Raw genomic sequence first — 15,343 nt, 5'->3', positions numbered from 1 at the left:
CTGCTTCCCCGGTCGTCCGCGACGCTCATGCGCCCGATCCGGCCTGTGTGTTCAGCGCGGCCACGTCGACGGCCGCCTGGTTCTGGTCACGACGACGGTTCTGCTTCTGGCGCTTCCCGGTCGTCGAGGTCGGGTCCAGCGCGTCGCGGAGCCCGTCCCCGATGAGGTTCGCGGCGATCGCGAACACCACGAGGGCCCCGGCGGCGAAGTAGAAGAGCCACGGGCTCGTGAGGGCGTTGTCCTGGTTCTGGGCGATCAGCGTCCCGAGCGAGACGTCCGGTGCCTGCACGCCGAACCCGAAGTAGCTCAGCGTCGTCTCGCCGAGCACCGCGGTCGCGACCTGGATCGTGCCGTCGATGATGAGGAAGGACGCCACGTTCGGCAGGATGTGCCGGAAGATGATCCGGAACGGCCCGATGCCCATGTACCGGGCGGCCCGCACGAACTCGCGCTCCTTCACCGACAGGGTCATGGCCCGCACGACCCGTGCCGTGATCATCCAGCCGAAGACGGTGATGAGGACCACGAGGACGATCCACCCGGCGTTCTGGATGCGCGGGCTGATGATCGCGATGATGAGGAACGACGGCAGGACGAGCAGCATGTCGACGAAGAACATCACGATGCGGTCGACCCAGCCGCCGAAGTAGCCCGCCGCTGCCCCGGTGATCGCGGCGATGGCGGTCGAGAACACCGCGACGAGCAGCCCGATGAGCAGGCTCTTCTGCATGCCGCGCGCGGTCTGGGCGAAGACGTCCTGCCCGATGCCGTTCGTCCCGAACCAGTGCGCACCGCTCGGGGGCCGGGTGAACGAGGTGTAGTCGATCTCGGAGTACTGCCACGGGCTGACGAGCGGCCCGATGAACGCGAAGGCGAACAGCAGCAGGACGACGACGACGCCGATCCCGGCGCCGCGGTTCATGAAGAGCCGGCGCACCGTCTGGAGGAGTCGGTTGCCCTGCGCGGTCGGACGCGCCGGCACGTCGCTGCGCGCGACGAGCGACGGGTCGACGGGTTCGATCCGGGTGTCGGTCATGTCATGCCCTCCTGACGCGCGGGTCGAGCGCAGCGGTCGCGAGGTCGGCGAGGAAGCCGGCGACGAGCACCACGACCGCCGCGAACAGCGTGTACGCCGTGACCACGTTGACGTCGTTGTTGTTGACCGCGTCGATGAACCACGACCCCAGCCCGTTCCAGGCGAAGATCTTCTCGGTCAGGGTCGCACCGGTCAGGATGCCGAGGAACCCGTAGGCGAACAGCGTCGTCATCGGGATGAGCGCCGTGCGGAGACCGTGCTTGAACGTCGCCCGGCCGCGGGTGAGGCCCTTCGCCCGCGCGGTCCGGAGGAAGTCCGAGCCGAGCACGTCGAGCATCGTCGCCCGCTGGTACCGGCTGTAGATCGCGATGAGACCGACGGCGATCGAGATCGTCGGCAGCAGCAGGTGCGCGCCGCGGTCCAGGAGCAGCGTCCACGGTGTCCCGTCGAGCCCCGGCGTCGCCTCCCCCGTGAAGTTGATGAGCTGGCTGCCGGCGTCCTGGTTGAGCTTCGTCGCTCCGATCTTCAGGAACACGGCCGTCAGGAACACCGGTGTGGAGAACAGGACGATCGAGATCGCCGCACTCACCCGGTCCGAGATCCGGTACTGCCGGATCGCGTTCCACACGCCGACGAGCACGCCGAGCACGATGCCCGCGACCGACCCGACGAGCAGGAGCCGGAGGCTGACCCCGAGCCGCGGGAAGAACTGCTCGTTGACGGGGCGGTCCTGGATCGTCTGTCCGAGGTCACCGTGCGCGACATCACCGAGCCAGTGCGTGTACCGGATCACGATGGGCGTCTTGTCGTTGACGCCGATGTCGTCGAGCTTCGCGTCGATGACCTGTGCTGACGGAGCCGGATTGCGCTGCGCGTACACGGAACGGGGACTGAACGTCGCTGACGCGAGGAAGTAGGTCAGCGAGGTCGCGAGGAACACGAGCACGACGTAGTACACGAGTCGCCGCCCCAGGAAGCGGATCATGGAGGCCACCATAGGGCCTGGTTTGTTTCCGGTACATGTCGTCCGGCGTCCCGCCGCGTAACGAAAGGACGTCGACAGCAGAAAACGCGCTCTACCCCCTTCGGAGGGCCCTAGGCTCGACGACAACTTCCAGAGGGGAACCACATGAAGCACAGGAAAGTCCTCGCGGTGACGGCGGCCCTCGCCGGCATCGCCCTCGCCGTCACCGGCTGCTCGGGCGGCTCCGGCGACTCCGGCGGGACCGGTGGGAACGACTCGGGCAAGAAGTCACTGCCGACCTCGGCCCAGATCAACGCCACACCGGTCTCCGACCTGCAGGACGGCGGCACGCTCCGTCTGCCGATCTCGCAATGGGTCTCGCAGTGGAACTACAACCAGGTCGACGGCCCGCTCGTCGACGCGTCGACGATCGAACAGGCGACGATGCCGTTCATCTACACGATCGACGCGAAGGGCGCCCCGGCACTCAACCAGGACTACGTGACGAAGGCCGAGGTCACGAGCGACGACCCGCTGACCATCGAGTACACGATCAACGACCAGGCGGAGTGGAACGACGGCACGCCGATCACGTGGCGTGACTTCGAGAACGAGTGGAAGACCACCAACGGCGAGGACGAGGCGTACCTCATCGCCGGTTCGACCGGCTACGAGGACATCGAGTCCGTCACGAAGGGCGCGACCGACCGGGACGTCGTCGTGACGTTCTCGACCCCGTTCTCGGACTGGAAGTCGCTCTTCAGCCCGCTCTACCCCGCCAGCCAGACCAGCACGCCCGAGCAGTTCAACAACGGCTACAAGGGCAAGGTCCCGGTCTCCTCGGGGCCGTACGAGATCACCGATCTCGACGAGACCGCCGGCACCGTCACGATGAAGCCGGACGACAACTGGTGGGGCGACGAGCCGAAGCTCGACCAGGTGATCTTCCGGTCGCTGGACGGCAACGCCGACGTCGACGCCTACCTCAACAAGGAGATCGACTCCGTCCTCACGACGACCTCCGAGCGCTTCGACCGCGTGAAGAAGGCGAAGAACACGAGGATCCTCGCGTCGACGTCCGCGCAGTACACGCACGTCGACTTCTCGTCGAACGGCCTGCTCAAGGACAAGCAGCTCCGGCTGGCGATCCAGCACGCCGTGAACCGTGACGCGCTCGCGCAGGTCATCGGCGGCACGCTCCCGTACAAGCTCGGCACGCTCGACAATCACCTGTTCCTGTCCACGGACAAGGGCTACACGTCGAACACCAAGCCGAACGCGACGTTCGACGTCGAGAAGGCGAAGCAGCTGCTCGACGACGGGTGGAAGACCGACGGCGCGTACCGCTCGAAGGGCGGGAAGAAGCTCTCCATCGCGATCACGATCCCGTCCGGCGCTCCCACGTCGCAGCAGCTGGCGCAGGTCATGCAGCAGCAGCTGAAGGAAGTCGGCGTCGAGTTGAAGCTGAAGTCGGTCGCCACGGACGACTTCTTCGAGCAGTACGTCACGCCGGGCAACTACGACATGACGATCTTCGTCTGGGGTGGCACCGGCTTCCACTCGAGCAGCGCGACGATCTACACCTCCGGTGACGTCGGCCAGAACTACGGCCGGGTCAGCTCGAAGGAGATCGACGACCTGACGAAGCAGGCCCTGTCCGAGCCGGACACGGACAAGGCGAACGCCATCTGGAACCAGATCGACGAGGAAGTCTGGGCGATCGGACACTCCATGCCGATCACCGCGAAGCCGGCGCTCGTCGCGCAGAACCCGAAGCTCGCCAACTACGGCGCGTTCGCGGGGGCGCAGAACATCGACTGGACGAAGGTCGGCTTCACCGACTGACCGTCCACGGGCGGCGCCCGCTGATCGAGGGAGGGGCCGGACGCACTGCGTCCGGCCCCTTCGTCGATCCGGTGCGCGCGCTCGCAGGGGATCCTCGGTGCGGTCCACGGATCGACGGGCCCCTGGACCGTACGATCTGCCTCATGGCCATCCCCGAGATCGGTTCCGCCGCCCCCGGCTTCACCCTGCCCGGCATGCTCGTCCGCCAGGGCGTCCGCACCGACGCGGAGTACTCGCTCGCCTCCGAGATCGGTCGCCCGGTGGTCCTCGCCTTCTACCCCGGCGATGCGACGCCCGTGTGCACCGCGCAGCTCTGCTCGTACCAGGAGGAGCTCGACGACTTCCGCGACCTCGGCGCGGTCGTCTGGGGCATCAGCCCGCAGGGACTCGACTCGCACGAGGGGTTCGCGCGCGGCGCCTCGCTCGCGTTCCCGCTGCTGTCGGACGTCGGCGGTGACGTCATCCGCGCCTACGGCGTCCACCTGCCGGGGATCGGACTCCGTCGCTCCGTCTTCGTCATCGGTCCGGACGGCGTCATCCGCTGGCGGCACGTCGGGCTCGTCGGACTGCGCTTCCCGAGCGCCCAGGTCATCCGCGGCCAGATCGAGGCGCTCGTCGTCTGACCCGTTGACAGCCGGCCGTGTCGGCGTGACCATGGTCTGGACGACGACCCCCGGGTTCGCCTCCTCGGGACATCAGGTCCGCCGGTACGCGCACGGCCCGTCTGGCCCGCTCGGTTGGTGGTCCCGAGGAGGCGCTCTCGTCACCGCCCGAGGCCGGGTCTCCTAGGCTTGCCCCATGCCCGCCCGGATCGTCGCGACGAACATGCGCCGCTTCGCCGTCGTCCTCTGGATCGTCGCCGCAGCCCTCGTCGTCATCGGCTTCGTCACGAACGGGCCGGGCGCCGCGTTGCTCGTCCCCGTGCCGTCGCTCTTCACCGCCTGGTTCGCGTGGGTCGTGCTGTGGCGTCCGCGGATCGAGATCACCGAGGACGCCCTGGTCGTCGTCGACGTGCGCCGCACCACCCGGTTCGCGTGGCGGCGCGTCCGGGAGGTCCGGACGAAGTACGGGCTCGAGGTGGTCACCGACCAGGGCGAGCAGCGCGTCTGGATCGCGCCGCGTCCGGACGCCCGCCTGGCGGTGCTCCAGCCGGGAGGCCCGGTGCCGGTGGGCGTCGCCGCTGCGGCCGACGAGATCCGCGCGTCCGCCCCCGCGCCGGTCGTGTACGACGGTGCTCCCCCGGCCACGGTGACCGCGGCCCCGATCGTGCACCGCGTCCACGGCTGGTCGATCACCGCGCTCGTCGTGCTGGGCATCGCCGCGAGCCTCGCCGGCGCGCGCCTCTGACCGACCCGACGCCCTGACCGGCCCGACGCCCTGACCGGCCCGACGCCCTGACCGACCCGAGCCGCACGCTTCATCTGACACGTGCCTCCGCTCCGGCCACCGCAGCTGCCGGCCGCGAACGACGGAACGCGCCGTCCCGTGATCGGGGCGGCGCGTTCCGGCGGTCGCGAGGTGCGGCGGGTCAGCGTCCGAACTCGAAGCCGGCGCCGGGGATGGCTGCCAGCAGGTCCTTCGTGTACTGCTCCCGCGGGTTCGCGAACACCTCGTCGGTGGTCGCCTTCTCGACGATCTGGCCCTTGCGCATGACGCACACGTTGTCCGCGACCAGACGGACGACCGCGAGGTCGTGCGTGATGAACAGGTACGTCAGGCCGAGCTCGGACTGCAGCTCGGTCAGCAGGTCGAGGATCTGCCCCTGCACGAGCACGTCGAGTGCGGACACGGCCTCGTCGAGCACGATGACCTCGGGCTTGAGCGCGAGCGCGCGCGCGACGGCGATGCGCTGCCGCTGGCCACCGGACAGCTCGCTCGGGTACCGGTTGACCATCGACTTCGGCAGCGACACCTGGTCGAGCAGTTCGAGCACCCGCGCGCGGCGGGACGCCTTGTCACCGACCTTGTGCGTGCTGAGCGGCTCGGCGATCGTGTTCCCGACGTTGTACATCGGGTCGAGCGATCCGTACGGGTCCTGGAACACGGGCTGCACCCGGCGACGGAAGTCGAACAGGTCCTTGCCCTTGAGCGCGCCGATGTCGATGCCGTCGAACTGCACCGAGCCGGCGGTGATCGACTCGAGCTGCAGCACGAGCTTGGCGACCGTCGACTTGCCGGAGCCGGACTCGCCGACGAGCGCCGTGGTGGTGCCCTTCGGGATCGAGAACGACACACCGTCGACGGCTTTGAGCTCGCGGGTCGCGATGCCCTGCCCACGCAGCTTGTAGACCTTCTGCAGGTCCTTCACCACGATCAGGTCCTCGGTCGGCTTGCTCTCGCGCTCGTGGGCGCGGGACAGGAGCTCGTCGTCCTCGCTGCCGGTGCCGGACGCGATGTCCACCGTCTGGTGCTGCACCTTGGACTGGATCCGACGGCTCGCGAGCGACGGCGCCGCAGCGACGAGGCGCTGCGTGTACGGGTGCTGCGGGTCGGCCAGGATCTCCTTCGACGGACCGGCCTCGACGACCTGGCCCTTGTACATCACCACGAGCTTCTCGGCACGCTCGGCGGCGAGACCGAGGTCGTGGGTGATGAACAGGACCGAGGTGCCGAAGTCGCGCGTCAGGCTCTCGAGGTGGTCGAGGATGACGCGCTGCACGGTGACGTCGAGCGCGGAGGTCGGCTCGTCGGCGATGAGCAGCTTCGGCCGGCTGGACAGGCCGATCCCGATCAGCACGCGCTGGCGCATGCCGCCGGAGAACTCGTGCGGGTACTGCTTGAGCCGGCTCTCGGCGTCGCCGAGTCCGGCCTCCTGCAGGACCTCGACGGCACGGGCGCGGACGGCGGCCTTGCCCGTCGCCATCCCGTTCGCCTTGATCGCCTCTTCGACCTGGAAACCGATCTTCCAGAGCGGGTTCAGGTTCGACATCGGGTCCTGGGGGACGTAGCCGATCTCGGTGCCGCGGATCTCAGCCATCTGCTTCTCGTCCATGCCGACGAGCTCGCGCCCGTTCAGCTTGATCGAGCCGCCGGTGATCTGGCCGGTGCCGGGCAGGAGCTTGATGATCGCCTGGGCGCTCGTCGACTTGCCCGATCCGGACTCGCCGACGATCGCGAGGCGTTCGCCCTGCTCGAGCGTCATGTTGACGCCGCGCACGGCCTGCACGAGACCGCTCTGCGTCCGGAAGCCGACGTGCAGGTCGGTGATCTCGAGCAGCGGGGCGCCGGCGGCACCGGACGTCCGGGCGTTCGGCTGGGTGAGTGTCTCGCTCATCGGCGGGCCCTCGCCTTCGGGTCGAGCGCGTCGCGGACCACGTCACCGAGGAGGAGGAACGCGAGCACGGTGATGGACAGGGCGGCGGACGGCCAGAAGATGGTCGACGGGTTCGTGCGGATGGAGGTGCGCGCCGTGCCGATGTCGAGACCCCAGCTGAGCGCCGACGGCGGCAGACCGATGCCGAGGAACGACAGGGTCGCCTCCGCGACGATGAACGTCCCGAGCGAGACGGTCGCGACGACGATGACCGGTGCGAGCGAGTTCGGGATGACGTGCTTGACCAGCGTCTGGAAGCGGCTGACACCGAGCGCCGCCGAGGCGGTGACGTAGTCGGACTGCTTCGCGCTGAGCACGGCACCGCGCATGATGCGGGCGATCTGCGGCCAGGCGAACACGGCGAGCACGAGCGACACCGTGATGGCGTTGCGCTGCGGGATGACCGACATGATCACGATCGCGCCGAGGACGGTCGGGATCGAGAAGAAGATGTCCGCGATGCGGGACACGACCGCGTCGAGCCAGCCGCCGTAGAACCCGGCGATCGCGCCGATGACGACGCCGACGATCGTGACGAGCACGGTCGCGAGCAGCCCCACGAGCAGCGAATTCTGTGCACCCCAGATGACGCGGGCGAACACGTCGGACCCCTGGCGGGTGTACCCGAGCGGGTGTCCGGCACGGGCACCCTCGTCGCTGTAGTCGAGGTTCGCGGCGCGCGGGTCCACGTGCGTGAAGAGCCCGGGGACGATCGCGACCACGAGGATCAGCAGGATGAGGACCGCGGAGACCCAGAAGGTGGGACGACGACGCATGGACTCCCACGCGTCGGTCCACAGCGAACGGGTCTTCTCGTCGACGTTGACCTGGTCGACCGCCTGCAGCGGTGTCTCCTCGATCGGGGCGACGTAGTGCGTGGCCGATCGCGGTTCGGTGTTACTTGGCATAGCGGATCCTCGGGTCCAGGACGGCGTAGAGCAGGTCGACCAGGAGGTTGGCGAGCATGAAGATGATGACCATCACGGCGACGAACGACACCACCGTCGGGCCTTCGCCGAGGGTGACGGCCTTGTAGACCGTCCCACCGACGCCGTTGATGTTGAAGATGCCCTCGGTCACGATCGCACCGACCATCAGGCTGCCGATGTCGACGCCCAGGTAGGTGACCACGGGGATGAGCGAGTTCCGGAAGATGTGCACGGTCACGACGCGACGACGGGACAGGCCCTTCGCGGTCGCGGTGCGCACGAAGTCGGCGCTCATGTTCTCGGCGACGCTCGCGCGGGTGAGGCGCACGATGTAGGCGAACGACACGGTCGCGAGCACGATCGCCGGCAGCACGAGCTCCGACCACGGCGCCTGACCGGAGACCGTGACACGGAACAGCCCGAGGTTGATGCCGAAGACGTACTGCAGCAGGAAGCCGACGACGAAGGTCGGCACCGAGATGAGCAGCAGCGAAACGACGAGCGCGGTGGCGTCGAACCACTTGCCCTTGCGGAGCCCGGCGATGACGCCGACGAGGATGCCGGCGACGGCCTCGAAGACCAGCGCGAGGATCGCGAGACGGGCGGTGATCGGGAACGCCTGGGCGAGCTGCTGGCTCACCGGGAGGCCCGAGTACGTGACCCCGAGGTCACCGCGGAAGAGACCGCCGACCCACAGCAGGTACTGGATGATGAACGGCTTGTCCAGGTTGTACTGCGCCCGGAGCTGCTCGATCACCTGCGGCGACGGCTGGCGGTCGCCGAACAGCGCGGCGATCGGGTCGCCGGGCAGCGAGAAGACCATGAAGTAGATGAGGAACGTGGCCCCGAAGAACACGGGGATGAGTTGCAGGAGGCGCTTGCCGAGGTACCAGAGCATCAGATCCCTGCCTGGTACGGAGCGCGCATGTCGTTCAGGTTCATGTCGTGTGGGGTGGACGGTCCGAGGGTCGGCACGGGTGTCCGGTGCGGGCGGCGGCGCCCGCGGTCGTGGGGGAAGGTGTAGCCGCCGTGGTACGGGGGTTCGGGGACCGTGTGGTCCCCGAACCCCCGTCCGGTTGGCCGCGGAGCAGGATACCTGCTCGCGATGGGTCCTCCGCGAGGACCGGTGTTACTTGGTGACCTCGATGTCGTAGTACAGCGGCACCGAGTCCCAGCCGAACTTGACGTTCTTCACGTTGTCCGCGGACCACACGCCGGTGACGTTGGAGTACCACAGCGGGATCTCGGGAAGGTCCTGGAACAGGAGCTCCTGCGCCTGGTCGAAGAACTTGTTGCCCTCTTCGACGGTCGCGGCCGAACGGCCCTTGGCGAGCAGCTCGTTGTACTCGGCCGAGTCGTAGCGCGAGTAGTTGTTCGACGAACCCTCACCCATGGTCGGGCCGAGGAAGTTGTACAGCGACGGGTAGTCGGCCTGCCAACCGGTACGGCTTCCGCCCTTGAGCTTGTCGTCCGTCTGGAGCTCGAGCGCCTCGGCGAACGTCGGGACCGCGTTGCCCTCGGCCTTGATGCCGAGCGTGTTCGAGATCGAGTTCGTGACGGCGGTCACCCATGCCTCGTGGCCACCATCGGCGTTGTAGGTGATGGTGAGGGTGTCGTCGTACTTCGACATCTTGTCGGCTTCGGCCCAGAGCTTCTTGGCCTCGTCCGGGTCGTACTTCAGGACGTCGGAGCCCTTCAGGTCGCCGGTCCAGCCGTCGATCACCGGGGAGGTGAAGTCCTTCGCCGGGGTGCGGGTGCCCTGGAAGATCTTGTCCGTGATCTGCTTGCGGTTGATCGACATCGAGATCGCCTCGCGACGCAGCTGACCCTCCTCGCCCTTCCAGTGGTCGAGGTAGTAGGGCAGGTAGATCGCCTGGAAGATCGCGGCGGCCTGGTTGACGTTCGAGTCGGGGAAGTCCGACTTGTAGGTCGAGAACGCGGCGTCCGGCACGGCGTCGAGGACGTCGAGGTTGCCGCCCTGGGCGTCGGAGTACGCGGTGTCCTGGGTGCTGTAGAACGTGATCGTGAGACCGCCGTTCTTCGGCTTGCGCTTGCCCTGGTAGTCCTCGTTCGCGACGAGCTTGATGTCCTGGTTGTGGGTCCAGGCCTTCTTGCCGTCGAGCTTGTACGGACCGTTGCCGATCGGGTTCTCACCGAAGGCCTTGGGGTCGTCGTAGAACGCCGAGGGGAGCGGCACGAAGGCGTTGTAGCCGAGCGACAGCGGGAAGTCCGACTGCGCCGACTTGAGCGTGACGGTGAACTCGTCGTCGTCGACGACCTTCAGGCCGGTGAGCTCGGAGTCCTTGTCGGCGTCGTAGCCCTCGATGTTCTCGAAGAAGTAGCTCGCGCCCTGGGCGTTCGACTTCTGCGCCGCCCAGTTCCACGCCTTCGTGAAGGACTCGGCGGTGATCTCCTCACCGTTGGTGAACTTCCACCCGGTGTTGATCGTGATGTCGAAGGTCTTGGAGTCGTCGGTCTCGACGCTCTTCGCCAGTTCCTTGACCGGCTTGCCGTCGGCGTCGTAGGTGAACAGACCGTCGAACAGCGACGTGATGATCTTGCCGCCACCGGTCTCGGTGGTGTTCGACGGGATGAGCGGGTTCTGCGGCTCGCTGCCGTTGGTGGTGACGATGCCGTTGGCGTTCGTGGAGCCGGAGCCCGAGCCACTTCCGCCACCGTTGCCGGAGCAGCCGGTCAGGGCGAGAGCTGTGGCCCCGAGCACGGCGAGGGCAGAGAGCCCAGCGCGCTTCTTGATCAAGAGTTCCTCCTGGTGCATGGGACGCGCCGGGCACAGAGGTCCCTCCCGCCGCGTTTGACTCCTGAACTGTAGGCAGTGCTGAGGGGCCCGTCCAAACCCAGCGCACATCGGTTACACGTCTGAAACCAAGTTGCAGGATCGTTGCGGCAAAGTGCAACTTCCCCGCGCGTGCGAGCCGGGATCAGGTGATCTGTTGCGTTTGCATCGAGGTCCGTGCATCGTCCAGGTGACGTCCCGGTGAACCACAGGTGTGGTCGAGAGCGGCTCGTGGTCGGAGCGCTCCACCGTCGGCGATGGCAGGACGACGACGGACGGGAGGCCCGTGGCGGATCCGCCACGGGCCTCACGTCCGTCGTCGTCAGGATGGCGATCCGGCTACGCGAACGCCTCGATCGGCGGGCACGCACACACGAGGTTGCGGTCCCCGTACGCCTGGTCGATGCGGCGCACCGGCGGCCAGTACTTGCGCGTCGCCTGCCCGGCCGACGGGTAGACCGCCTGCTTCCGCGTGTAGGCGTGGTCCCACTCGCCGGTGATGACCGACGCTGCCGTGTGCGGGGCGTTCACGAGCGGGTTGTCCTCCGCCGGCCACTCCCCCCGGCCGACCGCGTCCGCCTCGGCCCGGATGGCGAGCATCGCGTCCACGAAGCGGTCGAGCTCGGCGAGGTCCTCGCTCTCGGTCGGTTCGACCATGAGCGTGCCCGCGACCGGGAACGACATCGTCGGGGCGTGGAAGCCGTGGTCGATGAGCCGCTTCGCGACGTCGTCGACGGTGATCCCCGTCGCCTCCCGCAGCGGTCGGAGGTCGAGGATGCACTCGTGCGCGACCAGACCCGACTCGCCCGTGTACAGGACCGGGAACGCCTCGCGCAGCCGCGCCGCCAGGTAGTTCGCGCCGAGCACAGCGACCTCGGTGGCGCGGGTGAGGCCCTCGACGCCCATCATCCGGACGTAGGTCCAGGTGATCGGCAGGATGCTCGGGCTGCCGTACGGCGCGGCGGAGACCGGACCGCCCGCGTGCGCGAGCCGGCCGTCCTCGGTCGACGCCTCGGCACCCGTCCGCCGGTCGGCCTCCTGCGCCATCGGGTGCCCGGGCAGGAACGGTGCCAGGTGCGCCTTCGCGGCGACCGGCCCGACGCCCGGACCGCCACCACCGTGCGGGATGCAGAAGGTCTTGTGCAGGTTGAGGTGCGAGACGTCCCCGCCGAAGTCCCCGAAGCGGGCGTGCCCGAGCAACGCGTTGAGGTTCGCGCCGTCGACGTAGACCTGGCCGCCGGCGTCGTGCACGGCGTCGCAGATCGCGGTGATGTCGTGCTCGTACACCCCGTGGGTCGACGGGTACGTGATCATCAGCGCGGCGAGCTGCTCGGCGTGCTGCGCGGTCTTCGCCCGGAGGTCGTCGAGGTCGACGTTGCCGTCCTCGTCGCAGGCCACCACGACGACCCGCATGCCGGCGAGGACCGCCGACGCCGCGTTCGTGCCGTGCGCGCTCGACGGGATGAGGCACACCGTGCGTGCCTCGTCGCCGCGGGAGCGGTGGTAGCCGCGGATCGCGAGGAGTCCGGCGAGCTCGCCCTGGCTGCCCGCGTTCGGCTGCACCGAGACGGTGTCGTAGCCGGTCACCTCGGCGAGCCAGGTCTCGAGGTCCCCGATCATGTCGAGGTACCCCTCCACGTCCCCGCGCGGGGCGAAGGGGTGCAGTCGGGCGAACTCGGGCCACGTCACGGCGGCCATCTCGGTCGCCGCGTTGAGCTTCATGGTGCAGCTGCCGAGCGGGATCATGCCGCGGTCGAGCGCGTAGTCCTTGTCGGACAGGTGCTTGAGGTAGCGCATCATCCGCGTCTCACTGCGGTGGGCGCTGAACACCGGGTGGGTCAGGAACGCGCTCGCGCGCTCCAGCCCGGACGCGACGCCCGTGGTCGCGTCCCGCACGGCGGTCTCCATCGCCGGGACGGTCACGTCGGTCGCGCCGAACACCCGGGCGAGGGCGACGACGTCCTCGGGCGTGGTGGTCTCGTCGACGGAGAGCTGGAGGGTGTCGGCGTCGACGAGGTGCAGCAGGTACCCGGCCTCGTGCGCTGCCGTGACGACGGACTCCGCGCGGCCGGCGAACCGGAGCGTGACGGTGTCGAAGAAGGCGTCGTGCACGAGCTCGGCGCCGGCTGCGCGGGCGACGTCGGCGAGGGCCGTGGCCGTCCGGGCCACCCGGGACGCGATGAACCGCAGGCCCTCGGGCCCGTGGTAGACCGCGTACATCGACGCCATGACCGCCAGCAGCACCTGCGCGGTGCAGATGTTGCTCGTCGCCTTCTCGCGGCGGATGTGCTGCTCGCGGGTCTGGAGGCTGAGCCGGTAGGCCATGCTGCCGTCGGCGTCGAAGGACACCCCGACGAGTCGGCCCGGCAGCTGACGCTCGAGGCCCGCGCGGACGGCGAGGTACCCGGCGTGGGGTCCGCCGAACCCGAGCGGGACGCCGAAGCGCTGGCTGGTCCCGACCGCGACGTCGGCACCGAGGTCACCGGGGCTCGCGAGCAGCGTCATCGCGAGCAGGTCCGCCGCGACGACGGCGATGCCGCCACCCGCGTGGACGCGCTCGACGGTACGGCTCGGGTCGACGATCCGGCCGGAGGCGCCGGGGTACTGCAGGACGACGCCGAAGGCACCGTCGAGCTGCTCGTCGGTGGGGCCGTCCGCGGCGTCGAAGGACCGCAGGGTGATGCCGACCGCCTCGGCGCGGTGGCCGAGGATCGCGGCGGTCTGCGGCAGGAGGTCGGCGTCCACGAGGAACGCGTCACCCTTCACCTTCGAGGCGCGACGGGCGAGGAGCATGCCCTCGACCACGGCCGTGCCCTCGTCGAGCATCGAGGCGCCCGCGGTGGCCATGCCGGTGAGGTCGGACACCATCGTCTGGAAGTTGATGAGCGCCTCGAGCCGGCCCTGCGAGATCTCCGGCTGGTACGGCGTGTAGGCCGTGTACCAGCTCGGGTTCTCGAGCACGTTCCGCTGGATGACCGCCGGCGTGTGCGTGTCGGAGTAGCCCAGGCCGATCATCGCCCGGCGGACGGTGTTGCGCCCGGCCACGGCCCGCAGTTCGGCGAGCGCCTCGGTCTCCCCCACCGCGGTCGGCACGCTCGAGTGCGCGACCGGTGCGGCGTGGATCGACTCGGGGACGGCTGCCCGGACGAGGGCGTCGAGCGACGGCTGGCCGACGACGTCGAGCATGGCCTGCTGTTCGGCCGACGTCGTGCCGATGTGGCGGTCGGCGAAGGTGGTCTGCAGGTTCGTCGACGTGGTGCGGTCCTGGTCCGCGGTCATGCGATCGAGGCCCGGTACGTGTCGTGGTCCATGAGGTCCTCGGGGAACGACGTGCCGTCGACCTTGAGCTTGACGAGCCAGCCGGCGCCGAACGGGTCGTGGTTGACGGTGTCCGGGGTCGCCACGACGGCCTCGTTGACCTCGACGACCTCGCCCTCGATGGGGGCGAAGAGCTCGCCGACGCTCTTGGTGGACTCGATCTCACCGAGCTGCTCGCCGGCGGTCGTGGTGGTGCCCACGGCGGGGAGCTCGACGTAGACCACGTCACCGAGCTGCTCGGCCGCGTGGTCGGTGATGCCGACGGTGACGACGTCGCCCTCGACGAGGATCCACTCGTGGTCCTTGGTGTACTGCAGTGCGGTCTGGTCGGTCATGGGATCAGCCTTTCGAGGCGCGGCGGTAGAAGGGGAGCGCGGTCACGGTGCCGGGGATGGCGGTGCCACGGACGTCGATGTGGAGGACCTGTCCCCCGTCGGCGCAGTCCGGGTCGACGAACGCCATCGCGACCGGGTGGCCGAGCGTCGGCGAGAGCGCGCCGGAGGTCACGGTGCCGACGACGACCCCGTCGCGCAGGACGTCGTACCCGGCACGGGCAGCACGGCGTCCTTCCATCACGATGCCGACGAGGACGCGGGCGTCGGGGGCCGGCTGCACGCCGGCGTCGCCGACGAAGGACCCCGAGGTGGCGACGACCCGGCCGAGTCCGGCCTGTGCGGGTCGGACCGAGGTGTCGAGCTCGTGGCCGTAGAGCGGCATGCCGGCCTCGAGGCGGAGGGTGTCACGCGCCGCGAGCCCGGCGGGCACCACCCCGCGCTCGGCCCCGGCGGCGAGCAGGGCGTCCCAGATCGCCGGGGCGACCTCGGTGTCGCTGTACAGCTCGAAGCCGTCCTCGCCCGTGTACCCGGTGCGGGCGATGAGCACCTCGCTGCCGTCGAACAGGGCGTGCAGGACGCGGTAGTACCGGAGCTCGTCGAGCGGGGACTCCGGCTGCAGACGGTCGGCGACGACGAGGGCGTCGAGCGTGCCCGCTGCGGCCGGCCCCTGGATCGCGACGAGGGCCGTCCGGTCGGAGTCGTCCGTCACGAGGACGTCGAACCCGGCGGCACGGTCCTGCATGGCCGCGACGGCGACGTCCCGGTTGCCGGCGTTCGCGACGACGAGGAAGACGTCCTCTCCGGTGCGG

At 69.1% G+C, this 15,343-nt stretch carries 12 protein-coding genes; 3 read left to right on the top strand and 9 right to left on the bottom strand.

The features are described from left to right. Positions 1-25 precede the first annotated feature (25 nt). Together DEJ32_RS10805 and DEJ32_RS10800 are read right to left on the bottom strand one after the other, a co-directional pair. On the bottom strand, positions 26-1,036 hold the full coding sequence (locus DEJ32_RS10805; RefSeq protein ID WP_110901296.1) for an ABC transporter permease: 1,011 nt from the start codon (positions 1,034-1,036) through the stop codon (positions 26-28). Between the two features lies 1 nt (position 1,037). Next, a complete protein-coding gene (locus DEJ32_RS10800) occupies positions 1,038-2,021 on the bottom strand; it encodes an ABC transporter permease (RefSeq protein ID WP_110823988.1) in 984 nt (327 codons plus the stop codon). Between the two features lie 144 nt (positions 2,022-2,165). Here DEJ32_RS10800 and DEJ32_RS10795 point away from each other — a divergent pair, with 144 nt between their 5' ends. The 3 genes from DEJ32_RS10795 (at position 2,166) to DEJ32_RS10785 (ending at position 5,192) form a co-directional block, all read left to right on the top strand. Next, a complete protein-coding gene (locus tag DEJ32_RS10795; RefSeq protein WP_110901295.1) occupies positions 2,166-3,845 on the top strand; it encodes an ABC transporter family substrate-binding protein in 1,680 nt (559 codons plus the stop codon). Between the two features lie 143 nt (positions 3,846-3,988). Then, on the top strand, positions 3,989-4,468 hold the full coding sequence (locus DEJ32_RS10790) for a peroxiredoxin (RefSeq protein ID WP_110823670.1): 480 nt from the start codon (positions 3,989-3,991) through the stop codon (positions 4,466-4,468). Between the two features lie 175 nt (positions 4,469-4,643). Next, positions 4,644-5,192 (top strand): PH domain-containing protein, encoded by a 549-nt coding sequence (locus DEJ32_RS10785; protein ID WP_110901294.1) that lies wholly within the window; start codon positions 4,644-4,646, stop codon positions 5,190-5,192. Positions 5,193-5,373: 181 nt separating this feature from the next. On the opposite strand, the gene DEJ32_RS10780 is transcribed toward DEJ32_RS10785, so the two are convergent. From DEJ32_RS10780 to DEJ32_RS10750, 7 genes are all read right to left on the bottom strand, one after another. Beyond that, the gene (locus DEJ32_RS10780; RefSeq protein WP_110890317.1) at positions 5,374-7,119 is read right to left on the bottom strand and encodes an ABC transporter ATP-binding protein; all 1,746 of its coding nucleotides are present in this window, start codon (positions 7,117-7,119) and stop codon (positions 5,374-5,376) included. Beyond that, positions 7,116-8,066, bottom strand: a complete 951-nt coding sequence (locus tag DEJ32_RS10775; protein WP_110823667.1) for an ABC transporter permease — start codon at positions 8,064-8,066, stop codon at positions 7,116-7,118. Before DEJ32_RS10775 ends, DEJ32_RS10780 begins: the two co-directional genes overlap by 4 nt. Further along, positions 8,056-8,985 (bottom strand): ABC transporter permease, encoded by a 930-nt coding sequence (locus DEJ32_RS10770; protein WP_110823666.1) that lies wholly within the window; start codon positions 8,983-8,985, stop codon positions 8,056-8,058. Before DEJ32_RS10770 ends, DEJ32_RS10775 begins: the two co-directional genes overlap by 11 nt. A gap of 231 nt (positions 8,986-9,216) precedes the next feature. Beyond that, the gene (locus DEJ32_RS10765) at positions 9,217-10,845 is read right to left on the bottom strand and encodes an ABC transporter substrate-binding protein (RefSeq protein WP_181419407.1); all 1,629 of its coding nucleotides are present in this window, start codon (positions 10,843-10,845) and stop codon (positions 9,217-9,219) included. A gap of 375 nt (positions 10,846-11,220) precedes the next feature. Beyond that, positions 11,221-14,160 carry an aminomethyl-transferring glycine dehydrogenase gene (gcvP, locus tag DEJ32_RS10760; RefSeq protein WP_110901293.1) on the bottom strand — a complete coding sequence of 980 codons (2,940 nt, stop codon included), beginning with the start codon at positions 14,158-14,160 and terminating at the stop codon, positions 11,221-11,223. After that, on the bottom strand, positions 14,157-14,534 hold the full coding sequence (gene gcvH, locus DEJ32_RS10755) for a glycine cleavage system protein GcvH (protein WP_110890319.1): 378 nt from the start codon (positions 14,532-14,534) through the stop codon (positions 14,157-14,159). The genes gcvP and gcvH overlap by 4 nt, the downstream gene beginning before the upstream one ends. A gap of 4 nt (positions 14,535-14,538) precedes the next feature. Then, the coding region (locus tag DEJ32_RS10750; RefSeq protein WP_110901292.1) for a glycine cleavage T C-terminal barrel domain-containing protein at positions 14,539-15,343 on the bottom strand (805 nt) is incomplete at its 5' end.

The sequence above is a fragment of the Curtobacterium sp. MCPF17_046 genome (genome assembly GCF_003224295.1).
Lineage (GTDB): Bacteria > Actinomycetota > Actinomycetes > Actinomycetales > Microbacteriaceae > Curtobacterium.
This window is presented reverse-complemented; position numbering and strand designations above follow the sequence as displayed.